General features: G+C 64.5%; 22 protein-coding genes. 20 read left to right on the top strand and 2 right to left on the bottom strand.

The window, feature by feature from the left end; translation table 11 throughout:
- Nucleotides 1–179 precede the first annotated feature (179 nt).
- Nucleotides 180–1,343, bottom strand: a complete 1,164-nt coding sequence (locus tag P6U27_RS22985) for an IS110 family transposase (protein ID WP_407194476.1) — start codon at nucleotides 1,341–1,343, stop codon at nucleotides 180–182.
- Between the two features lie 391 nt (nucleotides 1,344–1,734).
- Between P6U27_RS22985 and ytfQ the strand changes: the two genes are divergently transcribed.
- The 11 genes from ytfQ (at nucleotide 1,735) to mmsB (ending at nucleotide 14,110) form a co-directional block, all read left to right on the top strand.
- Nucleotides 1,735–2,700 carry a galactofuranose ABC transporter, galactofuranose-binding protein YtfQ gene (gene ytfQ / locus P6U27_RS22980; RefSeq protein ID WP_129143062.1) on the top strand — a complete coding sequence of 322 codons (966 nt, stop codon included), beginning with the start codon at nucleotides 1,735–1,737 and terminating at the stop codon, nucleotides 2,698–2,700.
- Nucleotides 2,701–2,815: 115 nt separating this feature from the next.
- Nucleotides 2,816–4,357, top strand: coding sequence for a sugar ABC transporter ATP-binding protein (locus P6U27_RS22975; RefSeq protein WP_122404035.1), 1,542 nt, complete (start codon nucleotides 2,816–2,818; stop codon nucleotides 4,355–4,357).
- Nucleotides 4,354–5,346, top strand: a complete 993-nt coding sequence (locus tag P6U27_RS22970) for an ABC transporter permease (protein ID WP_122404034.1) — start codon at nucleotides 4,354–4,356, stop codon at nucleotides 5,344–5,346. The genes P6U27_RS22975 and P6U27_RS22970 overlap by 4 nt, the downstream gene beginning before the upstream one ends.
- Nucleotides 5,343–6,323, top strand: a complete 981-nt coding sequence (gene yjfF / locus P6U27_RS22965) for a galactofuranose ABC transporter, permease protein YjfF (RefSeq protein WP_122404033.1) — start codon at nucleotides 5,343–5,345, stop codon at nucleotides 6,321–6,323. The genes P6U27_RS22970 and yjfF overlap by 4 nt, the downstream gene beginning before the upstream one ends.
- Complete coding sequence (locus P6U27_RS22960; RefSeq protein ID WP_122404032.1) at nucleotides 6,320–7,096, top strand: FadR/GntR family transcriptional regulator; 777 nt, start codon at nucleotides 6,320–6,322, stop codon at nucleotides 7,094–7,096. Before yjfF ends, P6U27_RS22960 begins: the two co-directional genes overlap by 4 nt.
- A complete protein-coding gene (locus P6U27_RS22955; protein WP_122404031.1) occupies nucleotides 7,093–8,019 on the top strand; it encodes a Gfo/Idh/MocA family protein in 927 nt (308 codons plus the stop codon). Before P6U27_RS22960 ends, P6U27_RS22955 begins: the two co-directional genes overlap by 4 nt.
- A gap of 2 nt (nucleotides 8,020–8,021) precedes the next feature.
- Nucleotides 8,022–9,098, top strand: coding sequence for an aldose epimerase family protein (locus tag P6U27_RS22950; RefSeq protein WP_407192695.1), 1,077 nt, complete (start codon nucleotides 8,022–8,024; stop codon nucleotides 9,096–9,098).
- Nucleotides 9,098–9,976 (top strand): SMP-30/gluconolactonase/LRE family protein, encoded by an 879-nt coding sequence (locus P6U27_RS22945; RefSeq protein ID WP_162500616.1) that lies wholly within the window; start codon nucleotides 9,098–9,100, stop codon nucleotides 9,974–9,976. Before P6U27_RS22950 ends, P6U27_RS22945 begins: the two co-directional genes overlap by 1 nt.
- 71 nt (nucleotides 9,977–10,047) lie before the next feature.
- Nucleotides 10,048–11,118 (top strand): multiple monosaccharide ABC transporter substrate-binding protein, encoded by a 1,071-nt coding sequence (chvE, locus tag P6U27_RS22940; protein ID WP_407192694.1) that lies wholly within the window; start codon nucleotides 10,048–10,050, stop codon nucleotides 11,116–11,118.
- Nucleotides 11,119–11,345: 227 nt separating this feature from the next.
- Complete coding sequence (gene mmsA, locus P6U27_RS22935; RefSeq protein ID WP_407192693.1) at nucleotides 11,346–12,923, top strand: multiple monosaccharide ABC transporter ATP-binding protein; 1,578 nt, start codon at nucleotides 11,346–11,348, stop codon at nucleotides 12,921–12,923.
- A complete protein-coding gene (gene mmsB, locus P6U27_RS22930; RefSeq protein WP_122404025.1) occupies nucleotides 12,920–14,110 on the top strand; it encodes a multiple monosaccharide ABC transporter permease in 1,191 nt (396 codons plus the stop codon). Before mmsA ends, mmsB begins: the two co-directional genes overlap by 4 nt.
- Before the next feature lie 130 nt (nucleotides 14,111–14,240).
- Here the strand turns inward: mmsB and P6U27_RS22925 are convergent, their stop codons facing one another.
- On the bottom strand, nucleotides 14,241–14,666 hold the full coding sequence (locus P6U27_RS22925; protein WP_122404024.1) for a cupin domain-containing protein: 426 nt from the start codon (nucleotides 14,664–14,666) through the stop codon (nucleotides 14,241–14,243).
- A gap of 538 nt (nucleotides 14,667–15,204) precedes the next feature.
- Between P6U27_RS22925 and P6U27_RS22920 the strand changes: the two genes are divergently transcribed.
- The 9 genes from P6U27_RS22920 (at nucleotide 15,205) to P6U27_RS22880 (ending at nucleotide 24,696) form a co-directional block, all read left to right on the top strand.
- Nucleotides 15,205–15,867 carry an HAD family hydrolase gene (locus P6U27_RS22920; RefSeq protein WP_122404023.1) on the top strand — a complete coding sequence of 221 codons (663 nt, stop codon included), beginning with the start codon at nucleotides 15,205–15,207 and terminating at the stop codon, nucleotides 15,865–15,867.
- 7 nt (nucleotides 15,868–15,874) lie between these two features.
- Entirely contained in the window at nucleotides 15,875–16,825 is a 951-nt protein-coding gene (locus P6U27_RS22915) for a sugar-binding transcriptional regulator (protein WP_407192692.1), read from the top strand.
- A gap of 315 nt (nucleotides 16,826–17,140) precedes the next feature.
- Nucleotides 17,141–18,454: an ABC transporter substrate-binding protein gene (locus P6U27_RS22910; protein ID WP_407192691.1), complete on the top strand. Its 1,314-nt coding sequence runs from the start codon at nucleotides 17,141–17,143 to the stop codon at nucleotides 18,452–18,454.
- 90 nt (nucleotides 18,455–18,544) lie between these two features.
- A complete protein-coding gene (locus P6U27_RS22905; RefSeq protein ID WP_122404020.1) occupies nucleotides 18,545–19,417 on the top strand; it encodes a carbohydrate ABC transporter permease in 873 nt (290 codons plus the stop codon).
- Between the two features lies 1 nt (nucleotide 19,418).
- Nucleotides 19,419–20,249: a carbohydrate ABC transporter permease gene (locus P6U27_RS22900; protein WP_129143075.1), complete on the top strand. Its 831-nt coding sequence runs from the start codon at nucleotides 19,419–19,421 to the stop codon at nucleotides 20,247–20,249.
- A gap of 9 nt (nucleotides 20,250–20,258) precedes the next feature.
- Nucleotides 20,259–21,266, top strand: a complete 1,008-nt coding sequence (locus P6U27_RS22895) for an ABC transporter ATP-binding protein (RefSeq protein WP_407192690.1) — start codon at nucleotides 20,259–20,261, stop codon at nucleotides 21,264–21,266.
- A gap of 31 nt (nucleotides 21,267–21,297) precedes the next feature.
- On the top strand, nucleotides 21,298–22,071 hold the full coding sequence (locus P6U27_RS22890; protein WP_129143077.1) for an SDR family NAD(P)-dependent oxidoreductase: 774 nt from the start codon (nucleotides 21,298–21,300) through the stop codon (nucleotides 22,069–22,071).
- A 37-nt stretch (nucleotides 22,072–22,108) separates the two neighbouring features.
- Nucleotides 22,109–23,755, top strand: a complete 1,647-nt coding sequence (locus P6U27_RS22885; protein WP_407192689.1) for an FGGY-family carbohydrate kinase — start codon at nucleotides 22,109–22,111, stop codon at nucleotides 23,753–23,755.
- Nucleotides 23,756–23,760: 5 nt separating this feature from the next.
- Nucleotides 23,761–24,696, top strand: coding sequence for a carbohydrate kinase family protein (locus P6U27_RS22880; protein ID WP_407192688.1), 936 nt, complete (start codon nucleotides 23,761–23,763; stop codon nucleotides 24,694–24,696).
- The last annotated feature ends 103 nt before the right edge of the window (nucleotides 24,697–24,799 follow it).

The raw sequence follows: 24,799 nt of genomic DNA, 5'->3' as shown, positions 1-24,799 counted from the left end.
ATTCGGTCGCCGCGCGGCGGCGGCTGCACCAACATTCCGCTTGCGGCGGGCAGGCTCGAGAGGACGAGACCATTCTTCGTTACGGCGTTTGAAGCCATGCAATCCATCGGTTCGTCCACCCGGATCGGCCGAGGCTGATCAATCTCGGCGGATTGGCTTTGAGGCTGAGGAGCGTGGTGTCAGGCGGCCTTTATCTCGGCTCCCTCGATCACCACGCCCGCGGTCACGTACTTCCAGAGGGCCACGAGCAGCTTGCGCGCGAGCGCCACGATCGCGCGCTTGCGGCCGCGTTGGCTGTGCACCTTGAACCACTGGGTCAAAGCCGATTGAGGCTGGTGGCGTACCCAGAGCCAGGCGAGCTGGATCATCGTGGTTCTCAGGCGCGGATTGCCAGCCTTCGACACGCCTTGCTCGCGCTCGATGCCGCCACTGCGCCATGGCGTGGCTGCAAGGCCGGCATAGGATGCAATCTGGCGGCGGTTGGCGAACTGCCGGTAAAAGGCCTCCGACCAGAGAACGGCCGTGAAGTTCGGGCCCAGGCTCTTCAGTTCGAGCAGCATTGCCACCGGGTTCGATACGGTCTTCTCCCCCGCCGCCTTGCTCGCGGCCAGCAACGCATCCTGCTCGCGCTCCACCGCCGTGATCTGGTCGAGCAGCAGTTCGAGCCGGTCGAGTTCGCGGCTGATCTGCGCCTTCAGATGCGCCAGCAAGGCGCGCCCGTCGCCCGTCCGCAAGGCCTCCAGCCGCTTCCGCCGGTCTCGCCGCAGCGGCGCGTAGTCGAAGATCCCTTGCGCGAACAGAAGACCCTTGATCCGGTTCACATGCTCGATCCGCTCCGCGATCAAGGTCTCTCGCTCGCGGCACAGCCTACGGCGGTCCTCCTCTGCCGGAGAGGGCGCAACGACCATGGCGCAGACCCGTACCTCGCCGCGCTTGTAGGCCAGCAGCGTCCGCAACAGCGTCTCGCCATCCAGCCGGTCCGTCTTGGCCCGCCGGCGCCGGCGCGGCGTCGCAATCGAGGCCGGATCGACTACGTGGCTCTCGATGCCTTCCTGCTGCAGGGCGCGGTGAAGCCAGAACCCGTCCAGCCCCGCCTCCTGGATCGCGATGAGCGGATAGCTCTCACCCGTTCGCGCCTGCGCCTTGCGCTTCAGCTCCGCAAACAGCTTCAACAGTTCCGAAAGCTCGCCGGCCTTCATGCTGCGTTTGGACATCTTCTCGCCCTTGCAGGGCGACAGCGAAGTGACCAGCCATGTCGAACGGCTCAGTTCCAATGACACAAAAATTGCGCCAAACTGCGTGCGGATAGCGGCCAGTCCGTCGGAAGGATGATCGAGCAACATCGTCGTCTCCAGGTTGAATGGATTCAGCAACCCTCAGTCTGGCCTCAGACCTGGTCGCTATCCACTCCCCATGGAATCTTCGCTGCGCTCGCAATGACGTGGAGGAGAGGTCGCGAGCTCGTCTGTCACCGTCCTCGCAGAGACTCACTCATCCCAACGGCCGCACAATCTCCTTCATCTCCGCGTTGCATCCCCGGAACAATATCGCGCTTGGCGTGTCTTAGATTCGCCTATCGTTGCGAACGCGCATTTTCCTCCAAATAGTCAAATAATATGACTAGTCGGAACCCATCTTCCATGGAATAGTGCCTTCCGTCGGCCTACAGGCTGGCCTGAGGGTGCCATGACACCAATCGGCGCCCCGGATAAAACATCTTGGGAGACACGCCTGATGACCCCTAAAGTCCTCTTTGCGGCCAGCGCCATGGCCTCCTTGCTGCTCGCGCTGCCGGCCAGTGCCGGCCAGCTCACCATCGGCTTCTCGCAGATCGGATCGGAATCCGGCTGGCGGGCGGCCGAGACGTCGGTCTCCAAGCAGGAGGCCGCCAAGCGCCAGGTCAATCTCAAGATCGCCGACGCCCAGCAGAAGCAGGAAAACCAGATCAAGGCGATCCGCTCCTTCATCGCGCAGAACGTCGATGCGATCTTCCTCGCGCCCGTCGTCTCGACGGGGTGGGATTCGGTGCTGAAGGAAGCAAAGGAGGCCAAGATCCCGGTCGTGCTGCTCGACCGCGATATCGATCCTTCCGGCAAGGACCTCTATCTCACCGCCGTCACCTCCGATAGCGTGCACGAAGGCGAGGTCGCCGGCGAGTGGCTGGCGAAGACGGTCGGCAGCAAGGCGTGCAACATCGTCGAATTGCAGGGCACGGTCGGCGCCAGCGTCGCCGCCAATCGCAAGAAGGGCTTCGACACTGCGATTGCCAAGCATGCGAACCTGAAACTGGTGCGCAGCCAGACCGGCGACTTCACCCGCGCCAAGGGCAAGGAGGTGATGGAGAGCTTCATCAAGGCGGAAGGCGGCGGCAAGTCGATCTGCGCCGTCTACGCGCACAATGACGACATGATGGTCGGCGCGATCCAGGCGATGAAGGAGGCCGGCCTCAAGCCCGGCAAGGAGATCCTCACCGTCTCGATCGACGCGGTGCCCGACATCTTCAAGGCGATGGCCGCCGGCGAAGCCAACGCCACCGTCGAGCTGACGCCGAACATGGCCGGGCCCGCGCTCGATGCCATCGCGGCGTTCAAGGACAAGGGTACGGTACCGCCGAAATGGATCCAGACCGAGTCCAAGCTCTATACCGCCGCCGACGATCCGCAGAAGATCTACGACAGCAAGAAGGGCCTCGGTTACTGAGGCGGGCAATACGCCGGATTGCTTCCAGCGGTCCGGTCACCCTTCGAAACCGCTGCGCGAACGAATAGGCTTGGCGTCCGCATCATCAGCGGACGCCGGTGGGAGTGACGTCGCGATGGAAAATAATTCCGATCCTGCTTCGCAGCTGCTGGAGGTGCGCGGGCTCAGCAAGAGCTTTGGCGCGGTGCGCGCGTTGCAGGAGGTCGACTTCACGCTCCGCGCCGGTGAGATTCATGCGCTGCTCGGCGAGAACGGCGCCGGCAAGTCCACGCTGATCAAGGTCGTCACCGGCGTATTCCCGCGCGATGCCGGCATTGTCAGGCTCGGTGGCGAAGAGGTCGCGCCGCGCTCGGCCAAGGCGGCGCTCCAGGCCGGCATTGCCACCGTCTACCAGGAAGTTAACCTGCTGCCGAACCTCTCCGTGGCGCAGAACCTATTTCTTGATCGCCAACCGATGCGTTTCGGCGTCGTGCGCGAAGGCGAGATGCGTCGCCGCGCCAAGGCGTTGCTCGCAGATTTCGGCCTCGATATCGACGTCACCGCGCCGCTCGGCAATTATTCGGTGGCGATCCAGCATGTCACCGCGATTGCCCGCGCGGTGGATCTCTCCGCGCGCGTGCTGATCCTGGACGAGCCGACCGCGAGCCTCGACCGCCACGAGGTCGAGATCCTCTTCGGCATCATGCGCGAGCTTGCCAAGCGTGGCATCGGCATCGTCTTCGTCAGCCACTTCCTCGAGCAGGTCTACGAGATCTCCGACCGCATCACGGTGCTGCGCAACGGCCGCCTCGTCGGCGAGCGCGAGACCGCCTCGCTGCCGCGGCTGGAATTGATCCGGATGATGCTCGGCCGCGAACTGGCCGAGACCACCAGCGTGCGGGCTTCCGCCACCGAGCATGGGGCGCGCGAGATCTGCGCGAGCTTCAAGGGTTACGGCAAGGCCGGCTATATCGCGCCCTTTAATCTCGAGCTGCGCCACGGCGAGGTCGTTGGTCTTGCCGGATTGCTCGGCTCGGGTCGCACCGAGACGGCGCGGCTGGTGTTCGGTGCCGAGCGCGCCGATGGCGGAGAGGCGAGGGTGGAAGGCGCGACGGTGCGGTTGCAGTCACCGCGCGACGGCGTCCGCCATGGTTTTGGCTATTGCCCGGAGGAGCGCAAGACCGACGGCATCGTTGCCGAGCTCAGCGTGCGCGAGAACATCGTGCTCGCGCTCCAGGCCAAGCGCGGCCTGCATCGCCCGCTGTCACGCCGCGAACAGGATGAAATCGCGCGCCGCTACGTCAAGATGCTCGACATCCGCCCGTCAGATCCCGAACGCCCGGTGGGGCTCCTCTCCGGCGGCAACCAGCAAAAGGTGCTGCTGGCGCGCTGGCTCGCGACATCACCGCGGCTTCTCGTCCTGGATGAACCTACGCGCGGCATCGATGTCGGCGCGCATGCCGAAATCATCCGCCTGATCCGCGAGCTCTGCGATGATGGGCTTTCACTGCTCGTGATCTCATCGGAGCTCGATGAGATCGTGACCTATTCGGATCGCGTCGTCGTGCTGCGCGACCGGGCCCATGTCGAAGAGCTCGCGGGCGAGGCGATCGACGTCGGCAACATTCTCGCTGCCATCGCCGCCGAGGGCGCCGCGATGCAGGAGGCCGGAGCATGACAGCGCTGCTGCCGCGCCGCGGCCTCGCCCAGATCCTCGCGCTGATCGTCATCCTCGCGGTCGATCGCGTAGTGTCGCCGCAGTTTTTCGACCTGCGCCTCCAGGACGGCCGTCTGTTCGGCAGCCTGATCGACGTGCTCAACCGCGGCACGCCGGTGGCGCTACTCTCGCTCGGTATGGTGCTGGTGATCGCGACGCGTGGCATTGACCTCTCGGTCGGCGCGGTCATGGCGATCTGCGGTGCGATCGCGGCGAGCCTTGCCGACGGTCACGGCCTCCCGGTGGTGCTGGCAGCCACGCTCGGCGCAGGCCTCGTCTGCGGCCTCTGGAACGGCTTTCTCGTCGCGGTGCTCGGCATGCAGCCGATCGTGGCCACGCTGATCCTGATGGTCGCGGGTCGCGGCATCGCCCAGCTCATCACCGAAGGGCGGATCGTGACGTTCTCCTCGCCGGATCTGGTCTGGCTCGGCAATGGGTCGGTGCTTGGCCTGCCAGTGCCGATCGTGATTGCCTTGGGCATGCTGATCCTCACCGGTGCAGTCGTGCGCGGCTCCGCGCTCGGGCTGCTGATCGAGGCGACCGGCGGCAATGCACGGGCGAGCGAGCTCGCCGGTGTCGGCACCCGCGCGATGATCCTGGCCGTCTATGTCTGGTGCGGCGTCTGCGCCGCGCTCGCCGGCGTGATCGCGGCGGCCGATATCATGGGGGCTGATGCCAACAATGCCGGCCTCTGGCTCGAGCTCGACGCGATCCTCGCCGTGGTGATCGGCGGCACCTCGCTGTTCGGCGGCCGCTTCAGTCTCGTGCTCGCAGTGCTGGGCGCGCTGATCATCCAGACCATGAACACCGGCATCCTGTTGTCGGGCTATCCGCCGGAGTTCAACCTGCTGGTCAAGGCGGTGGTGGTGCTCGCCGTGCTGCTGCTGCAATCGCCGAAATTCTCCGGTCTCGCCGGGATCGCCGCAAGGCTGTGGAGGACCAAGGCATGAAAGGCCTGCCGCCCGTCCTTATCACCGCCATCGTGCTCGTCGCGGGCTTCGCAGCTTGCGCGGTGCAATTCCCCAACATTGCCTCCACCCGCGTCGTCGGCAATCTCCTCACCGACAATGCCTTTCTCGGCATCGTCGCGACCGGCATGACATTCGTCATCATCTCCGGCGGGATCGATCTGTCGGTCGGCTCGGTGATCGGTTTCACCACCGTGTTCGTTGCGCTGGCGATCGAGCGCTGGGGCGTGCCGCCGCTGGTCGCCTTCGTCGCCATCCTCGCGCTGTCAGCCGCTTTTGGCGCTGCGATGGGCACGGTCATCCATGTCTTCGACCTGCCGCCCTTCATCGTGACGCTGGCCGGCATGTTCCTCGCCCGCGGCGCAAGCTTCTTGCTGTCGACGGAATCGGTGCCGATCACCGCGCCGATCTATTCCACCGTGTCGGACTTCGCCTTACGGATGCCCGTGGGTGGGCGACTGACCGCCATCGCCATCATCATGCTCGCGATCGTGATCGGCGGCGCCTTGCTGTTGCATCTCACCCGGTTCGGCGCCAATGTCTATGCGCTCGGCGGTAGTCGCACGACCGCGAGCCTGATGGGCGTTGCCGTCGGCAAGATGACGATCAAGATCTACATGCTGTCGAGCCTGCTCGCAGGGATCGCCGGCATCGTCTTCTCCTTCTACACCAGCGCCGGCTACTCGCTCTCCGCCGTCGGCGTCGAGCTCGACACCATCGCCGCCGTCGTGATCGGCGGCACGCTGCTCACGGGCGGGCAGGGCTCGGTGATCGGCACCTTCCTCGGCGTGCTGATCCAGGGCCTGATCCAGACCTACATCAATTTCGACGGGACGCTGTCGAGCTGGTGGACCAAGATCGCGACCGGCGTGCTGCTGTTCGCTTTCATCGCCTTGCAGCAGGGGCTGGTCGTGCTTGCACGCCGGCCGGTGAGGAAGAGCGCAGGAGCAGCCACATGACCTCACGCATCGTCGTCATCCCGACGCGGCGGGCCCACTCCAATCATGCGGAGGTGGCCCGTTCGATCGGCGTCGACATCATCGCCGGCCGCTATGCGGAAGGCACGCGCTTGCCGGGTGATGCCGAGATGATCGCGATGTTCGGGGTGTCGCGGCCGGTGCTGCGCGAAAGCGTCAAGACCCTGGTCGCCAAGGGGCTGCTCACCACCAAGGCGCGCGTCGGCACCGTCGTGCGCGAGCGCGGCGCCTGGAACATGTTCGATGCCGACGTGCTGGCCTGGCACCTGGATGCCGGCATCGACAAGCGCTTCCTCAACGACCTCGCCGAGATCCGTCTCGCAGTCGAGCCACGTGCGGCCATGCTCGCAGCGGCGCAGCGGTCCGAGGAGGATCTGGCCGAGCTCCGCCGCAGCATGGAGCGCATGCGGCATGAGGCGTCCGACTCGGTGGGCTTTGCCGATGCCGATCTCGCGCTTCATGTGGCCGTGGCGCGCGCCTCCGGCAATCTGTTCATGCGCTCGATCGGGCATGTCATCGAGGCCGCGCTGCGCGCCTCGTTCCTGCTCAGCGCCCCGGTCGAGGCGGAGGACCGCGACACCGTGCTGCTTTGGCATCAGAAGATCGTCGATGCCATCGCCGCGGGCGATGCGGACGCCGCCTCCGAGGCCATGATCTATGTCATTCATAACGGCATGCGCCGCCACGAGGGCACGGTGATCGAGACCGCGCCGGCCGAGCCGCTGCCGTCGGCAGATACTGGAGAACAAGCGTGACAGACCTTCGCATCGCCATCGTCGGCTTCGGTAAGATCGCGCGCGACCAGCATGTCGGCGCGATCGCGGCGACCCCGGGCGCGACGCTCGCGGCGGTGGCGAGCCGCAATGCTTCGCTTCCGGGTCTGCCGCATTTCGCCACCGTCGAGGAGCTGCTGGAAAAAGGTCCGCCGATCGACGCGGTGTCGCTGTGCACGCCGCCGCAGGTGCGCCGCGCCCAGGCCGCAGCCGCGCTCGCCGCCGGCAAGCATGTCATGCTGGAGAAGCCTCCGGGCACCGGCGTCGCCGAGCTCGATCCGCTGATCGCGATGGCGGCGGGTGCGAAGCGGACACTGTTTGCGACCTGGCATTCGCGCTATGCGCCGGCGGTCGAGCCGGCGCGGCAATGGCTCGCCGAGCGCCGCATCGCTTCCGTGCACATCAGCTGGAAGGAAGACGTCCGTGTCTGGCATCCCGGGCAGGGCTGGATCTGGGAGCCAGGCGGTCTCGGCGTGTTCGATCCCGGTATCAATGCGCTGTCGATCCTGACCAGGATTCTGCCAAAGCCGGTGTTCGTCACCGCGGCCGAGCTGGCCTTTCCGGCGAACCGCCAGGCGCCGATCGCGGCGAACCTGACACTGACGGATATCAACGGTCTGCCTGTGACCGCCGAGTTCGATTTCCGCCAGACCGGTCCGCAGAGCTGGGATATCGTTGTCGAAACCGATCAGGGCCGGCTTGCTCTGTCCAGCGGTGGCGCGCGCATGACTGTCGACGGCAAGGTGCTTGCCGAGGCGGCCGATGAGGAATATCGCGGGCTCTACCGTCGCTTCGTCGAGCTCGCGGCGACCGGCGCAAGCGACGTCGACCTGACGCCGCTTCGTCTCGTCGCCGACGCCTTCCTGCTTGGCAAGCGCACGATCGTCGAACCGTTTGTGGATTGAGCATGGCCGCATCAAAGGTCACGAGAGACGTTTTCGGGAAGTTGCCGGATGGCCGCAGGGTCGAGCGCGTCGCGCTGCGCGGGGAGGGCGGCTTCGAGGCGCGCATCATCAGCCACGGCGCGGTGTTGCAAGCGCTGATCGCGCCGGATGCCAAAGGTGGATACGACGACGTCGTACTCGGCCATGACGCGTTTGCCGGCTACCTCGCCGAACGAAAGTTTTTCGGCGCCACGGTCGGCCGCTACGCCAACCGCATCGCCAAGGGGCAGTTTTCGCTTCATGGCGAGACGGTGCAGCTTCCCGTCAACAACGGTCCCAACGCGCTGCACGGCGGCCTGGATGGTTTCGACCGCAAGCTCTGGGAGATTGCCGCAATCGAGGAGGGCCCCGAGCCCGCGGTGACGCTCACTTATACGAGCCCGCATGGCGAAGAGAACTATCCCGGCCGGCTCGACGTGCGCGTGACCTATCGCGTCACCGGTCCAGCCGAACTGTCGCTCGTCATGGAGGCGCGGACGGACCGAACGACCATCGTCAACCTGACCAACCACAGCTTCTTCAACCTGGAGGGCGCGACGTCGGGAACGTCCATTCTCGATCACGAGCTGACCGTCGCCGCAGACCATTTCCTGGCCATTGATGCCACCGCCATTCCGCTGCCGGAGCCGGCGCGCGCGGTTGCCGGCACGCCGTTCGACTTCCGCAGGGGCCGGCCGGTCGGCGAGCGGATCCGTGAGAACGATCAGCAATTGCAAAACGGCAGGGGCTACGATCACACCTACTGCCTCGGGCGCGATGGCAAGCTTGCGCTCGCGGCGCGGCTCGAGGCGCCGCGCTCCGGGCGCATCATGGAGCTGTTCACCGATCAGCCCGGACTCCAGGTCTATTCCGGCAACTATCTCGACGGCACCATTTCGGGCAAGGGCGGCAAGCTCATCCGACAATCGGACGCGATGTGCCTGGAGCCACACATCTGGCCTGATGCGCCGAACCGGCCGGACTTCCCGAGCCCGCGCCTTGATCCCGGCGGGACGTATCGCCATCACACGGTTTATCGATTCTCGGCGAGGTCGCCATGATGGAACAGGTGCCAACCACTGTCCTGTCGCACCATCCTTGCCATCTCGGCGAAGGTCCGACCTATGACGTGACCACCGATACGGCCTGGTGGTTCGACATCCGTGAAGGGCTGCTGTTCGAGGCTCGGCTCGGCAGCGGCGGCGTTCGTGTCCACGCACTCGACCGGATGGCGAGCGCGCTCGGACGCATCGATGCCGAACGCCAGTTGATCGTCGCGGAGGACGGGCTCTACATTCGAACGCTCGTCGACGGCGCGATGACACTGTTCTGTCCGCTCGAAGCGGACAATCCGGCGACGCGCTCAAACGATTGCCGCGTGCATCAATCAGGCACGTTCTGGATCGGCACCATGGGCAAGAGGGCCGAGCCGCAGGCGGGCGCGATCTATGCGCTCCATCGGGGGAGGATCGCGACGCTGTTTCCGGGCATCAGCATTCCAAATTCGATCTGCTTCTCGCCTGACGGCGCCACCGGCTATTTCACCGACACTCCGCGCGACGTGCTCTATGCCGTGCCGCTCAATCCTGCGACCGGCCTGCCGCGCGGCGAGCCGGAGGTGCTGTTGCGCCACAGCGGCATCGGCGGCCTTGATGGCTCAGTGTGCGACGCTGATGGAAGGATCTGGAATGCCTGCTGGGGGGCGAGCCGGATCGACGTCTATTCTCCGCAAGGCGAGCGCCTTCGCTCGTTGAGCGTGCCCGCAATACAGGCAAGCTGTCCCGCCTTCGTCGGCCCCGATCTGTCGCGCCTCCTCGTCACCTCGGCCTGGCAGGACATGGACGCGGCCGCGCGCGCCGCCGATCCGCAAGCCGGCTGCACTTTTCTACTGGAGGCATCCGCGCGCGGACGCGCGGAACCCGACGTCAAGCTCGCATAGGAGACCAGAGGCAGCCCACCACCACGTTCTCGACGCTACGAAGAAGACAGTGAAACACAAGGGAGTGAAACATGTTGAAACTGAAGACGACGTTTCTCGCGCTGGCGCTGGCCGGTGCTGCCACGATGGCCGCAGGCGTGCCCGCCTTCGCCCAGAAGGCGACGGTCGGCATCGCCATGCCGACCAAATCCTCGGCGCGGTGGATCGACGATGGCAACAACATGGTCAAGGTGCTGAAAGAGCGCGGCTACAACACCGACCTGCAATATGCCGAGGACGACATCCCGAACCAGCTCTCGCAGGTCGAGAACATGGTGACCAAGGGCGCCAAGGCGCTGGTGATCGCCGCGATCGACGGCACCACGCTGTCCGACGTGCTCAAGCAAGCCAAGGCCAAGGGCATCACCGTGATCGCCTATGACCGCCTGATCCGCGGCACGCCGAACGTCGACTATTACGCGACCTTCGACAATTTCCAGGTCGGGGTGCTCCAGGCGCAGTCGATCGAAAAGGGGCTCGGCCTCAAGGAAAGCAAGGGTCCCTTCAACATCGAGCTGTTCGGCGGCTCGCCCGACGACAACAACGCCTACTTCTTCTATAACGGCGCGATGAGCGTGCTGAAGCCGTATATCGACAGCGGCAAGCTCGTCGTCGTCTCCGGCCAGATGGGCATGGACAAGGTCGCAACCCTGCGCTGGGACGGCGCCACGGCGCAGGCCCGCATGGATAACCTGCTCAGTGCCTACTACGGCAACAAGAAGATCAATGCCGTACTGTCGCCTTATGACGGCATCTCGATCGGCATCATCTCCTCGCTGAAGGGCGTCGGCTATGGCAGTGCCGACCAGCCGATGCCTGTTATCTCGGGCCAGGACGCCGAAGTGCCCTCGATCAAGGCCATGCTGCGCGGCGATCAGTATTCGACCATCTTCAAGGACACCCGCGACCTCGCCAAGGTGACCGCCGACATGGTCGACGCCGCGCTTGCCGGCAAGGAGGTCACCGTCAACGACACCAAGACCTATGAGAACGGCGTCAAGACCGTGCCGTCCTATCTGCTCAAGCCGGTCGTGGTGTACAAGGATAATTGGGAGAAGGTGCTGGTCGACAGCGGCTACTACAAGAAGTCGCAGTTCCAGTAAGACTCTCTCTTTCCCCTCTCCCCGTTTGCGGGGAGAGGGTTTCCACACGGGCAATGGTTGCTATGCACTCCGTCATTGCGAGGGCAGCGAAGCAATCCAGTCTGCCGCCGCGGAAATAGTCCGGATTGTTTCGCTGCGCTCGCAATGACGATGTGGATGCAGTGATATCATTCAATCTCTCCGCGCACGCGGCGAGAGGCGAAGTAGAGCAAGGGACACCAAAGCCAATGACCGCCATGCTGGAGATGCGTAACGTCAGCAAGAGCTTTGCCGGTGTACAGGCGCTGCGCGACGTCAACTTCTCTGTTCATGCCGGGCAGATCCACGCCCTCGTCGGCGAGAACGGCGCCGGCAAGTCGACGCTGATGAAGGTGCTGAGCGGCGTCTATCCGCACGGCAGCTACGAGGGCACAATTGTCTTCGAGGGCGAGGAGCGCCGTTTCCGCGACATCAACGATTCCGAGGCGCTCGGCATCATCATCATCCACCAGGAACTGGCCTTGATCCCGCTGATGTCGATCGCGGAAAACATCTTCCTGTCGCATCCGCCGTCGAAGCTCGGCGTGATCGATCGTGACGAAGTGTACCGGCGCACGCGCGAGCTGCTGGCGCAGGTCGGCCTAAGGGAATCGCCTGATACACTGATCACCGATCTCGGAGTCGGCAAGCAGCAGCTCGTGGAAATCGCCAAAGCACTGTCCAAGCGCGTGCGGATGCTGATCCTGGACGAGCCGACCGCGAGCCTCAACGAGGCCGACAGCGCCGCGCTGCTCGAACGCCTGAAGGCGTTCCGCGAGCAGGGCATCGGTTCGATCCTGATCTCGCACAAGCTGAACGAGGTCGCCAAGGTCGCCGACCACATCACCGTACTGCGCGACGGCCGCACCGTCGATAGCATCGACTGCCATGCCGAGCCGATCCAGGAAGACCGCATCATCCGCAGCATGGTCAATCGCGATATGGCGCATCGTTTCCCGGAGCGCAGCGTGAAGATCGGCGAGCCCGTGCTCGATGTCGCGAGCTGGTCGGTCTATCACCCCATTCATCCCGAGCGGCAGGTGATCAAGAACGTCAATTTCAGTGTCAGGCGCGGCGAGGTCGTGGGCATCGCCGGCCTGATGGGCGCCGGCCGTACCGAATTCGCGATGAGCCTGTTCGGCCGTTCCTGGGGCACCAATATCGGCGGCAGCCTCCGCCTCGAGGGCAGGGAGATGGCCCTGCCGAGCGTCGCCGCGGCGATCGACGCCGGCCTCGCCTATGTCACCGAGGACCGCAAGCAGCTCGGCCTGATCCTCGCGGACGATGTCCGCAAGAACATCACGCTTGCGAGCCTCGACCAGGTCGCGCCCGGCCGCGTGATCGACGACATCGCCGAGCTGAAGGTCGCCAGCGACTACCGCAGCAGGATGCGGATCCGCTGCTCCGACGTCTACCAGGAGACCGGCCAGCTCTCCGGCGGCAATCAGCAGAAGGTCGTGCTGTCCAAATGGCTGATGACCGACCCCAAGGTTCTCATCCTGGACGAGCCGACGAGGGGTATCGATGTCGGTGCCAAATACGAGATTTACTGTATCATCAACGAGCTCGCGGAAGCGGGCCGCGGCGTCGTGGTGATCTCCTCGGAAATGCCCGAGCTGCTCGGCATCTGCGACCGCATCTGCGTCATGAACGACGGTGCCTTTGTTGGGGAGTTCAGGGGATCGGAGGCGACGCAGGAGAAGATCATGCGCGCCATCATGCGCAACGAACGAAGCATTGGGAACGCCGCGCCAGCGGCCGCGGAGATGGGAGGATCGCAGCCATGACCGACAAGACGGTGTCGCTGCCCGAGGAGCGCCGGCACGGCAGCTTCATCAAGAACAATTTGCGCAACTACGGCATGCTGATGTCGCTGGTCGCGATCATGCTGTTCTTCCAGGTCGTGACTGGCGGCACGCTGCTGCAGCCGCTCAACCTCACCAATCTGGTGCTCCAGAACAGCTACATCGTCATCATGGCGCTCGGCATGCTGCTGGTGATCGTCACCGGCCATATCGACCTCTCGGTCGGCTCGGTCGCGGGCTTCATCGGCGCTGTCGCCGCTGTTCTCATGGTGACCTACAAGGTCGATTACACGCTTGCCTTCATCGCCTGCCTGCTGGTCGGTGCCGCCATTGGCGCCGCACAAGGCTATTGGGTGGCCTATTTCAAGATTCCGTCCTTCATCGTCACCCTGGCGGGGATGCTGGTGTTCAAGGGGCTGGCGCTGGCGGTGTTGCAGGGCCAGTCGCTAGGCCCGTTCCCGCCGACCTTCCAGAAATTGTCCTCCGGCTTCATTCCGGAGCTGCTGCCCGAGGCCGGCACGCTACACCCGACGTCCATGCTGATCGGGGCGGTGCTCGCGCTCGGTCTCGTCTACGCCAGTGCCAAGGGCAGGTCGCGCGAGCAATCGCACGGCATCGAGATCGAGCCCTACGCTTTCTTCCTCGGCAAGAGCATCCTGCTGGCGTGCGCCGTGCTCTATTTCACCTATCTGATCGCATCGCATCGCGGCCTGCCCAACGTGCTGGTGATCATGACCGCGCTGATCGCGCTCTACGGTTTCGTGACCCGTCGCACCGTGATCGGCCGGCAGATCTATGCGGTCGGCGGCAACGCCAAGGCGGCAAGCCTGTCGGGCATCAAGACCGAGCGGCTGACCTTCCTGACCTTCGTCAACATGGGCGTGCTCGCCGCCCTCGCCGGGCTCGTCTTCGCCGCGCGCCTCAACACCGCGACTCCCAAGGCCGGCCTCGGCTTCGAGCTCGACGTCATCGCCGCCTGCTTCATCGGCGGTGCCTCGGCCTATGGCGGGGTGGGGCGGGTCGGCGGCGCCGTCGTCGGCGCCATGATCATGGGCGTGATGAACAACGGCATGTCCATCCTCGGCATCGGCATCGACTATCAACAGGTCATCAAGGGCCTGGTGCTGCTCGGTGCGGTGTGCATCGATGTCTATAACCAGCGGCGATGAGGCCGTCGTCGCCCGGATGGAGTGAAGCGCATTCCGGGTTCTGTCCGCTCGGCGAGACTGTCCCGCATTCCGCTGCGTTCCATGCGGTCTACGGTCCCGACTGCCAGCCCGCTACTGCGTCGTAAACAGCTCAAGACTGCAGCACTGGTACCAATCCGTAGCGCAGCATCGTCTCCTTCATCTTTGCCGGATCGGGCGTGCCGGCGGCGAGCAGGACCGCCATTTCCTTGAAATATTTAGGGCCAAGCGCGCCGGGGGTGAGTATGCACAGGCAGGTCGCCGGCCGGGCCGAACGATTTGTAAAGCCGTGCACCACGCCGCGCTTGATGAACGCGGTCTCGCCCGGCGCCACGTCGACGTCCATTCCATCGATCCGCCAGGTCGAGACGCCGCTTAGTCCATAGATCGTTTCGTCCCAACGATCGTGATAGTGAGGGATCGGCATTCGCGCGTTCGGCTGGAGGGTCATCTCGAACAGATCGAGAGCGCCGGCAGTGTCGTCCTTGCTCCGGAGAAAAGTCAGCTGCAGCCCACCAAGATTGATGATCTCAGGCATAGCGAACTCATTGGGTCGTGTGCGGTAGCGAACTTTACCGCGTTACGGCGATGAGCCGAAGCGCTCTGTTGCCGGAATGGGCTGCGACGCCCGACGATTATTGCCTCGTGAAGAGCACCACGGCGATGGCAACCGAAAGGCTCACCGCCGAGACCGTTGCCACCGTCGATAGCACCCCCATTCGCCGGAGCGCGATGGCGAATGCGATGATAGTGGGGGCGCGGTCATCAGCCCGATTTGTGCATCGATCATATCGTCGCCTGGAACTCAATTGATCCACGTTAGGGCGGAAGGACCAGCGGGACGTTGCGATAGCGCAAACGCGCCTCCGGCCGGATGCATTGTTTGTGCGCCGACAAAGTCGGAACCGCGCCGGTGGTCTATTCGGCGTCTTTGATGTGGAAGGCAGATGTCGGCGACGGATTGCGAGCAACGAGAGGCCGGCTGCGAATCCTCGAAGATCTCCCCGGCGATCCCATGATTCAACATCGGCTTCTGAGCTATTGCTCACTTGCTGAGTATATGATCGAATGTCCGGATGGACCAAGGCCGGCCAGAACCCGATCTGATCATCTTCGATTGTGACGGCGTGCTCGTCGACAGCGAGCTCTTGAGCTGCCGCTGCCTGTCCGAGGTGCTGGCCGAGTTCGGTTTCGCGCTCAGCGAGGAGCAAGCGCTCGAACTGTTTCTTGGACGCAGCACCAAGGCGATCGAGCAGCACTACCGCGATCTCGGCCAGATCGTGCCGGATGGCTTCCTGCCGCGATTGAAGTCACATGTGCTGGAGACGTTTGTCGCCTCGCTCGAGCCGATCCCCGGGGTGGAGGCGGTGATCTCGGAGCTGACCGTGCCGTTCTGCGTGGCCTCGTCCAGCGACATCGACCGCGTATCGCTCTCGCTCGACGTCACCGGTCTTCGCGCACATTTCGGCGATCGGCTCTACACCGCGCAGATGGTCAGGCACGGTAAGCCGGCGCCCGATCTCTTTCTCCATGCGGCCGAGAACATGCGCTCGCCGCCCTCACGCACGCTGGTGATCGAGGACAGCGTCAGCGGTGTGCAGGCGGGCAAGGCGGCCGGAATGACCGTCTGGGGATTTGTCGGCGGCGGCCATTATCGCACCGGCGACGGCCACGCTATATTGTCCGCCGCCGGGGCCGATCGGGTCTTCGCGCGCATGAGCGATTTCTGGAAGGTGTGAGCCCCGCATGGCGGCCGAGAACGACAAGTCGAAACTCGACGACGCTGCGCGCGCCGGCTGGCTTTACTTCATTGCCGGCCACACTCAAGACGAGATCGCAAAGATGCTCCAGGTCTCGCGCGCTTCGGCGCAGCGGCTGGTCTCGCTGTGCCTTGCCGAACGTCTCATCACCTTCCGGCTCGAACATCCCATCGCCGCCTGCATGGAGCTGGCGGCGCGTCTGAAGGAGCGGTTCAATCTCGTTCATTGCGAGGTGGTGCCGGCAGATCTTGTCGCGCCGCAGGCCAATGCGGGCATCGCCGAGCGCTGCGCCAATCTGCTCGATGCGACGCTGCGCTCGGAGACGCCGGTCATCGTCGCGCTCGGCACCGGCCGGGCCGTGCGCGCCGCGGTCGAGCGCGTCACGCCGATCGACCGGCCCAATCACCAGATCGTCTCGCTGGTGGGCAATATCTCCGCCGACGGCTCGGCCAGCTTCTACGATACCGTCGGCCGGCTCGCCGACCGCACCGGGGCGCGGCACTATCCGATGCCGCTGCCGTTCCTGATGTCGTCGGAGGACGAGCGCAATAGGATGGTGCGCATCGAGCCGATCGCGAAGGTGAAGGCAGTCGCGGCCAAGGCGGATTTGCGCCTCGTCGGCATCGGTCAGATGGACCAGAAGGCGCAGGTGCATATCGACGGTTTCGTCACCCGGGACGAATTGTTCGAGATGATGCGTCTGGGGGCCATCGGCGAGATCACGGGCTGGGCATATGATGCCAAGGGCCGCCTGCTCAAGGCCGGCACCAACAAGCGCCTCACCAGCATTCCGCCGGAAGTGCCGGCGAAGACCACGACGATCGGCGCCGCGGTTGGCGCCGCCAAAGTGGCGGCGATCGCTGCGGCACTGAACGGGCGGTTGATCAATGGGCTGATCACGGACGAGGCGACAGCAAGGGCGATCTTGGAGCGATAGGGCGTTTACGCCTCCGGCGTGCATACGAGGCGGGAAGTCCCTCTACCCACACCGCTGTCATCGTCCGCGAAGGCGGACGATCCATTACGCCGCGGCCCCACTTGAGGCAAACCAATGGACGACGCGGAGTACTCGATGCCCCGCCTTCGCGGGGTATGACGGCTATGAGTGAAGCGACACCCCGTCCCTCCCGCACCGCAGCACTCATAAGTTGCTTGAACACTCGCGCGCCTGCTTGACAACTGTCTTCCTTGGGCTGAACATACGCTCAACGCGTGGGCATATGCTCAAAACGCGACTCTTAGGGAGGTCACCGTGAAACACGTCCTGGGCGCCGTCTGCGGCGCGTCTTGCCTGCTGCTGGCCGTCCCCGCGATGGCCGAAACGACCCTGACCATCGCCACCGTCAACAATGGTGACATGATCCGCATGCAGGGGCTGACGGGGGAATTCACCAAGAAGAATCCTGATATCACCGTAAAATGGGTGACGCTGGAGGAGAACGTGCTGCGCCAGCGCGTCACCACCGACATCGCCACCAAGGGCGGCCAGTTCGACGTCCTCACCATCGGCACCTACGAGGTGCCGATCTGGGCCAAGAAGGGCTGGCTGGTGCCGCTGGCCAATCTCGGCGCCGATTACGACGTCGCCGACCTCCTGCCCAAGATCAAGGATGCGGTCTCCTTCGACGGCAAGCTCTACGCCGCGCCGTTCTACGGCGAGAGCTCGATGGTGATGTACCGCACCGATCTGTTCGAGAAGGCCGGCCTGAAGATGCCGGAAAAGCCGACCTGGGATTTCGTCGTCGACGCCGCCAAGAAGCTCACGGACAAGAGCGCCGGCGTCTACGGGATCTGCCTGCGCGGCAAGGCCGGCTGGGGTGAGAACATGGCGTTCCTGTCGGCGATGGCCAATTCCTACGGCGCGCGCTGGTTCGACGAGAAGTGGGAGCCGCAGTTCAACACGCCGGAATGGAAGGCGACGCTGACGACTTACGTCAATCTCATGAAGGAAGCCGGCCCGCCCGGCGCGAGTTCCAACGGTTTCAACGAGAATCTGGCACTGTTCAACGCCGGCAAATGCGCGATGTGGATCGACGCCACGGTCGCGGCCTCCTTCGTCACCAACCCGAAGGACTCCACGGTCGCCGACAAGGTCGGTTTCGCGCTCGCGCCCAACACCGGGCTTGGCAAGAACGCCAACTGGCTGTGGGCCTGGAATCTCGCAATCCCCGCCGGCTCCAAGAAGACGGAAGCCGCCGAGAAGTTCATCGCCTGGGCAACCAGCAAGGACTACACCAAGCTTGTGGCATCGAAGGAGGGGTGGGCCAACGTGCCGCCGGGCACGCGCACCTCGCTCTACCAGAACCCCGACTATCTGAAGGTCGCGCCGTTCGCCAAGCTGACGCTGGCCTCGATCGACGCCGCTGATCCCAACAAGCCGACGGTGAAGCCCGTTCCCTACGTGGGTGTGCAATACGCCGCGATCCCAGAATTCCAGGGCATCGGCACCCAGGTGGGCCAGCAATTCTCCGCGGCGCTTGCGGGCTCCACCACCGTCGACGCGGCGCTCTCGGCCGCTCAATCCGCAACCGAGCGCGAGATGAAGCGCGCCGGCTACATCAAATGAACCCGAGCTCTTCCTCCTGAGCTCAGACTCGCGGCCATTCGTCCGTCCCCGGATGGATGGCCGCCTTCTTCCCCAAGAGGAGAAGTCAGGATGGCAACCCGGCAGACGCAGTTTCTTGCGCGCTCGCTGCTGACACCTGCGGTCGGGCTGCTCTTCATCTGGATGATCGTCCCGCTCGCCCTGACGATCTACTTCTCGACACTGCATTACAGCCTGCTCGACCCCGGCTCGGAATCGTTCGTCGGCCTGGAAAACTTCCGCTACTTCCTCACCGATCCCGCTTTCCTGGCCTCCCTCCAGAATACGCTGGTGCTCGTTGGCTCCGTGCTGGCGCTGACCATCCTGCTCGGCATTCCCCTGGCGCTGCTGATGGACCAGCCCGTGATCGGGCGCAATTTCGTGCGGCTGATGGTGATCGCCCCGTTCTTCGTGATGCCGACGGTGAGCGCGCTGGTCTGGAAGAACCTGTTGATGCATCCGGTGTCGGGATTGTTCGCCTGGCTCACTTCGCTGTTCGGCCTTACGCCGATCGATTGGTTCAACGATGTACCGCTGCTTGCCGTCATCCTGATCGTGACGTGGCAATGGCTGCCGTTCGCGACGCTCATCCTGCTGACGGCGCTGCAATCGCTCGACGAGGAGCAGAAGGAAGCCGCCGAGATGGACGGCGCCAGCGCGGTCTCGACCTTCATCTACATCACGCTGCCGCACCTCGCGCGGCCCATCACGGTGGTGATCCTGATCGAGACCATCTTCCTGCTCACCGTATTCGCCGAGATCTTCGTCACCACCGGCGGCGGGCCGGGCTTGCAAACCACCAACATCGCGTTCCTGATCTATTCGCAGGCGTTGATCCAGTTCGACGTCGGCAGCGCCTCCGCGGGCGGCCTCGTCGCGGTGGTGATCGCCAATGTCGTCGCCTTCTTCCTGGTCCGTATCGTCGGCCGCAATTTGGAGGCCTGACATGGCGCGGATGGCGACGACGCGGCGGGTGGCGATATCGACGGCGGCGGCCTGGCTGTTCGGCTTCCTGATCTTCTTCCCGATTCTGTGGATGGGGCTGGCGAGCTTCAAGACCGAACTCGAGGCATTCGCGGTACCGCCATCGTTCCTGTTCTTCCACTGGACCATGGAAAACTACGCTACCGTGCAGGAGCGCAGCGACTATCTGCACCACGCCATGAACTCGATCATCATCGCCGGCGGCTCGACGCTGATTGCACTGTTGATCGCCATTCCGGCGGCGTGGTCGATGGCGTTCTCGCCGACCAAACGTACCAAGGACGTCCTGCTGTGGATGCTCTCGACCAAGATGATGCCGCCGGTCGGCGTGCTGGTGCCGATCTACCTGATCTACAAGTCCTTCGGCCTTCTCGATTCCCGCATCGGCCTCGTCTTTATCCTGTGCCTCGGAAACCTGCCGATCGTCATCTGGATGCTGTTCACCTATTTCAAGGAGATTCCGCGCGACATTCTGGAGGCCGCACGCATGGATGGTGCCACCATCGGCCGTGAGCTCATCTACGTGTTGACCCCGATGGCGATCCCGGGGCTCGCCTCAACCTTGCTGCTGAACCTGATCCTGGCCTGGAACGAGGCGTTCTGGACGCTCAATCTGTCGACCTCGAGCGCCGCGCCACTCACCACGTTCATCGCCTCCTATTCGAGCCCGGAAGGATTGTTCTGGGCCAAGCTGTCGGCGGCCTCGACGCTGGCGATCGCACCCATTCTCGTCCTCGGTTGGTTCAGTCAGAAGCAGCTCGTGCGCGGGCTCACCTTCGGCGCGGTGAAGTAGAGGGGGATCATGGGTCAGATCACACTTCAGGGCGTACAAAAATCCTTCGGCCCGGTGCACATCATCAAGGGGGCCGACCTCGATATCGCCGATGGGTCCTTCGTTGTGTTCGTCGGTCCCTCCGGCTGCGGCAAGACCACACTGCTGCGGCTGATTGCGGGGCTCGAGGACGTCAGCGGCGGCAAGATCCTGATCGACGGCAAGAACGTCGTCGACACGCCGCCGGCAAAACGGGGGCTGTCGATGGTGTTCCAGTCCTACGCGCTCTATCCGCATATGAGCGTGCGCGGCAATATCGGCTTCGGCCTCAAGATGGCCGGCCTTGCCAAGGACGAGATCAACCGCAAGGTCGAGGCCGCCGCCGCGACGCTCAATCTCACGCCCTATCTCGATCGCAAGCCACGCGAGCTATCCGGCGGCCAGCGCCAGCGGGTCGCGATCGGCCGCGCCATCGTGCGCGAGCCCAAGGCGTTTCTGTTCGACGAACCGCTCTCCAATCTCGACGCGGCGCTGCGCGTGCAGATGCGCATCGAGGTGACGCGGCTGCAGAAGCAACTCGGCACCACCGCGATCTACGTCACCCATGACCAGGTCGAAGCCATGACCATGGCCGACAAGATCGTCGTGCTCAACGGCGGCAAGATCGAACAATATGGCTCACCGTTGGAGCTTTACGAGCGGCCCGCCAATCTCTTCGTCGCCGGCTTCATCGGCTCGCCCAAGATGAATTTCGTCACCGGCGAGCCTGCTTTGCACAAGGGGGCAGCGACGATCGGCGTCCGGCCGGAGCACCTGAAAATCGAGCGCGACGGCACTGGCGGCTGGCAGGGCACTATCGCAGTGGCCGAGCATCTCGGTAGCGACACCTTCCTTTACGTCGATGCCGGCGCGCTCGGCATGCTGACGGCGCGCTACATCGGCGAATTGAGTCTGCACGCCGGTGACCCCGTATCGCTGGTGCCGGACCCCGCGCGCATCCACCGCTTCGACGAGAACGGCAACGCTCTTCGGAGCTGACAAGAAACGGCAAGAAAACGGAAAGACGATCATGTACCTGGAAAAATTCAAGCTGAACGGCAAGACCGCGTTCATTACCGGCGGCGGACAGGGCATCGGCCTTGGCTGCGCCGAGGCGCTGGCCGAGGCCGGCGCCCGGGTCATCATCGGCGACCGTGACGGCAAGGTCGCTGACAGCGGGAAAGCCAGCCTGAAGGCAAAGGGTCTTGACGTCGAGACCGCGGTCATGGATGTCACCGATACCAACCGTGTGGCCGAAGTCGCGAACGACCTCGTCGCCCGCCACGGCAAGGTCGACATCCTCGTCAACAATGCCGGCATCGCCCGCAGCGAGACGCCCGCGGAGACCGTCACCGACGAGCACTGGCTCAACGTCATCGACGTCAATCTCAACGGCACGTTCTGGTGCTGCCGCGAGTTCGGCAAGCACATGCTGAAGGCTGGAAGCGGCGCCATCGTCAATGTCGGCTCGATGAGCGGCTTCATCGTCAACAAGCCGCAGGAGCAGTGCTTCTACAACGCCTCCAAGGCTGCCGTGCACCATCTGACCAAGTCGCTCGCCGCCGAATGGGGCGCGCGCGGCATCCGCGTCAATGCGGTGGCCCCGACCTACATCGAGACGCCGCTCAACGCCTTCGTAAAGAGCAATCCCAAGATGTACGACGCCTGGATCGGCGGAACTCCGATGGCGCGGATGGGGCAGGTCGAGGAGATCGCTTCCGTCGTGCTGTTCCTCTCGTCGGAGGCCGCGAGCCTGATGACCGGCAGCATCGTGCTGGTGGATGGCGGCTACACTTGCTGGTAGGCTCCCGTCGAGACTGACGAAGCGACCGGGAGCGACAATGCCGCGAGCGTATATCGGCGTCGATGTAGGGACCACGAGCACGCGGGCAGGGGTATTTGACGAGGCTGGCACGCTGCTCGCGATGGCGCGTCATCCGATCCGGGTCTGGCACGAGGCCGGCGATATCGTCGAGCAGTCGTCACAGGACATTTGGGAGGCCTGCGCGGCATCGGTACGCGCGGCGATGGCGGAGGCTGGCATTACGCCCGATAACGTCGGCGGTATCGGCTTCGACGCTACCTGTTCCTTGGTTGTCCTCGATCGGCATGGCGAGCCGCTCACCGTCAGTGGATCCGGCGACAGGCAGCGCAACGTCATCGTCTGGATGGACCATCGCGCCATCGCCGAGGCGCGGCTGATCAACGAGACCGAGGATGCGGTGCTGCGCTATGTCGGCGGCTCGATCTCACCCGAGATGGAGATGCCGAAGCTGCTGTGGCTGAAGCGGCATCTGCGCACGAGTTTTGACGCAGCGGGCCATTTCTTCGATCTCGCGGACTACCTGACCTGGCGCGCGACCGGCTCGCTGCAGCGTTCGACCTGCACGGTCACCTGCAAGTGGAACTACCTCGCCCACGAGGGCGGCGGCTGGAGCGCGCCATTCTTCAAGCGCATTGGTCTGTCCGACTTTGTCGCCGAGAATTATGCGCGCATCGGCATCGAGATCGTCGCCCCCGGCACGCGGCTTGGGGCAGGGCTGACCCGAACTGCCGCGGCTGAACTCGGCCTCTCACCGGGCACGCCGGTCGGCGCCTCACTGATCGACGCCCACGCCGGCGGCGTCGGGGCGATCGGCGGACGCGATGGGGCGGGCGAGGTGACCGACGTCTGCGACCGTCTCGCCTACATCATGGGAACGTCGGCGTGCATCATGGCGACGACGAAGGAGCCATGCTTCGTGCAAGGCGTGTGGGGGCCTTATTATTCCGGCATGGTCCCGGACTTCTGGCTCAACGAGGGTGGCCAGTCGGCGGCGGGCGCGGCGATCGACCATCTCCTCAAGTCGCACCCCGGTTTCGGCGAGGTGAGCACGGTCGCGCGCAGCGACGGCCTCGATCTCATCGACTTCCTCGAGCGCCGAATCATCGCGCGCGCAGGCGATGCCAGTCGCGCTGCGCTGCTGGCGCGTGACGTCCACGTCCTGCCGGAATTCATCGGTAACCGCTCGCCCTATGCCGACCCGGACACGCGCGCGGTGATCGCCGGCCTCGATCTCGACACCGACATCGGTTCGATGGAGCGGTTGTTCGTCGCCGGCCTCTGCGGTCTTGCCTATGGGCTCGCCGAGGTGATCGAGGCTTTTGCCGCTCATGGCGTGCGCTCGAACATCATGATCATGGGCGGCGGCGCCAGCCGGAGTCCGCTGGTGCGGCAGATCATGGCCGACACGACCGGCCTTACCGTCGCGCTGCCGCAGACGAAGGAGCCGGTGCTGCTCGGCGCCGCCATGCTCGGCGCCGTCGCCGGCGGTGCCTATGCCAACATCGGCCAGACCATGGCCAAAATGTCGGCGCTGGGACGCAAGAGCGAGCCGACCGCGCCCGAGATGGCGGCGTTTCATGCCCGCAAGCGCGAAGTCTACAAGCTGCTGCGCGAGGTCGACCAGGGGAGCCGCGCGGCGATGCGCAGCGTCGCGAGAGGTTGAAAGACATGCTGATTGCCTGCGGCGATGCGCTGATCGATTTCGTGCCGACGCGAAATGCGGAAGGTCGCGAGGCCGTGATGCCCGCCGTCGGCGGCTCCTGTCTCAACGTCGCGATCGGTATGGCGCGGCTCGGCGCGCCGACCGGCTTCGTCGGCGGCGTTTCGACCGACCTGTTCGGGCGGATGATCGCCGATCATGCAACCGCCTCCAGCGTCGACCTCGGTCTTGCCACCCGCAGCGATCACCAGACCACGCTCGCCTTCGTCCGCATCGTCGCGGGCGAGTCGCACTACGCGTTCTACGATGCCGAGACGGCGACGCGGAACTGGACGTACCGACGCGGGACAATTCCGCTCGACACGGTTGAAGCTCTCCATGTCGGCTCGACCACGCTGGTCAACGACCGGGGCGCGGCGGAGACCACAGCTCTGATCGCGGATGCGCGCGCGTTCTCGACCATCTCCTTCGATCCGAACTGCCGACCGAATCTCGTCAAGGACAAGCCGGCCTATCTCGCCCGCATGGCGGAGTTCGCTGGGCATGCTGATCTCATCAAGATGTCGGACGTCGATTTCGCCTATCTCTTTGGCGACGAGCCCTATCAGCAGCGCGCGAGCGCGCTGCTCGCGCAGGGCACGAGCCTCGTCGTCGTCACCAGGGGCAACCATGGCGCCGTCGCTTGGCATGCAGGGGCGGGGCAGATCGAAGTCGTCGCCCCCAAAGTCGAGGTCGCCGACACCATCGGCGCCGGCGACAGCTTTCAGGCGGCATTGTTGTTCGCTCTGCACAAGCAGAGGCGCATTGCCCAGCAAGCCTTGAAGGACGTCGGTGCCGACGAGCTTCGCCGCGCGCTGTCCTTCGCGGCCAATTGCGCCGGCCTCACTTGCACCCGTCCGGGCGCCGATCCACCCTGGAGCCACGAGGTCAGCTGGAGGTGGTAGTCGGCGCAAGGCTTCGCGATGCCGCGATCGACGACGGCCATGCACCGACCGAAATGGACAGATGGGCTGCGCGCTGGCAAGGTCTGTACATCCTGATGCGAGC

Source organism: Bradyrhizobium sp. STM 3566 (genome assembly GCF_045571445.1).
GTDB lineage: Bacteria > Pseudomonadota > Alphaproteobacteria > Rhizobiales > Xanthobacteraceae > Bradyrhizobium > Bradyrhizobium vignae.
The sequence above is the reverse complement of the archived record's forward strand: the minus strand, read 5'-3'. Positions and strand labels throughout refer to the sequence as shown.

Coding starts and splice junctions, on each gene's coding strand:
- P6U27_RS22985 (WP_407194476.1), bottom strand. CDS start 1,343: ATGTTGCTCGATCATCCTTCCGACGGACTGGCCGCTATCCGCACGCAG.
- ytfQ (WP_129143062.1), top strand. CDS start 1,735: ATGACCCCTAAAGTCCTCTTTGCGGCCAGCGCCATGGCCTCCTTGCTG.
- P6U27_RS22975 (WP_122404035.1), top strand. CDS start 2,816: ATGGAAAATAATTCCGATCCTGCTTCGCAGCTGCTGGAGGTGCGCGGG.
- P6U27_RS22970 (WP_122404034.1), top strand. CDS start 4,354: ATGACAGCGCTGCTGCCGCGCCGCGGCCTCGCCCAGATCCTCGCGCTG.
- yjfF (WP_122404033.1), top strand. CDS start 5,343: ATGAAAGGCCTGCCGCCCGTCCTTATCACCGCCATCGTGCTCGTCGCG.
- P6U27_RS22960 (WP_122404032.1), top strand. CDS start 6,320: ATGACCTCACGCATCGTCGTCATCCCGACGCGGCGGGCCCACTCCAAT.
- P6U27_RS22950 (WP_407192695.1), top strand. CDS start 8,022: ATGGCCGCATCAAAGGTCACGAGAGACGTTTTCGGGAAGTTGCCGGAT.
- P6U27_RS22945 (WP_162500616.1), top strand. CDS start 9,098: ATGGAACAGGTGCCAACCACTGTCCTGTCGCACCATCCTTGCCATCTC.
- chvE (WP_407192694.1), top strand. CDS start 10,048: ATGTTGAAACTGAAGACGACGTTTCTCGCGCTGGCGCTGGCCGGTGCT.
- mmsA (WP_407192693.1), top strand. CDS start 11,346: ATGACCGCCATGCTGGAGATGCGTAACGTCAGCAAGAGCTTTGCCGGT.
- mmsB (WP_122404025.1), top strand. CDS start 12,920: ATGACCGACAAGACGGTGTCGCTGCCCGAGGAGCGCCGGCACGGCAGC.
- P6U27_RS22925 (WP_122404024.1), bottom strand. CDS start 14,666: ATGCCTGAGATCATCAATCTTGGTGGGCTGCAGCTGACTTTTCTCCGG.
- P6U27_RS22920 (WP_122404023.1), top strand. CDS start 15,205: ATGGACCAAGGCCGGCCAGAACCCGATCTGATCATCTTCGATTGTGAC.
- P6U27_RS22915 (WP_407192692.1), top strand. CDS start 15,875: ATGGCGGCCGAGAACGACAAGTCGAAACTCGACGACGCTGCGCGCGCC.
- P6U27_RS22905 (WP_122404020.1), top strand. CDS start 18,545: ATGGCAACCCGGCAGACGCAGTTTCTTGCGCGCTCGCTGCTGACACCT.
- P6U27_RS22900 (WP_129143075.1), top strand. CDS start 19,419: ATGGCGCGGATGGCGACGACGCGGCGGGTGGCGATATCGACGGCGGCG.
- P6U27_RS22895 (WP_407192690.1), top strand. CDS start 20,259: ATGGGTCAGATCACACTTCAGGGCGTACAAAAATCCTTCGGCCCGGTG.
- P6U27_RS22890 (WP_129143077.1), top strand. CDS start 21,298: ATGTACCTGGAAAAATTCAAGCTGAACGGCAAGACCGCGTTCATTACC.
- P6U27_RS22885 (WP_407192689.1), top strand. CDS start 22,109: ATGCCGCGAGCGTATATCGGCGTCGATGTAGGGACCACGAGCACGCGG.
- P6U27_RS22880 (WP_407192688.1), top strand. CDS start 23,761: ATGCTGATTGCCTGCGGCGATGCGCTGATCGATTTCGTGCCGACGCGA.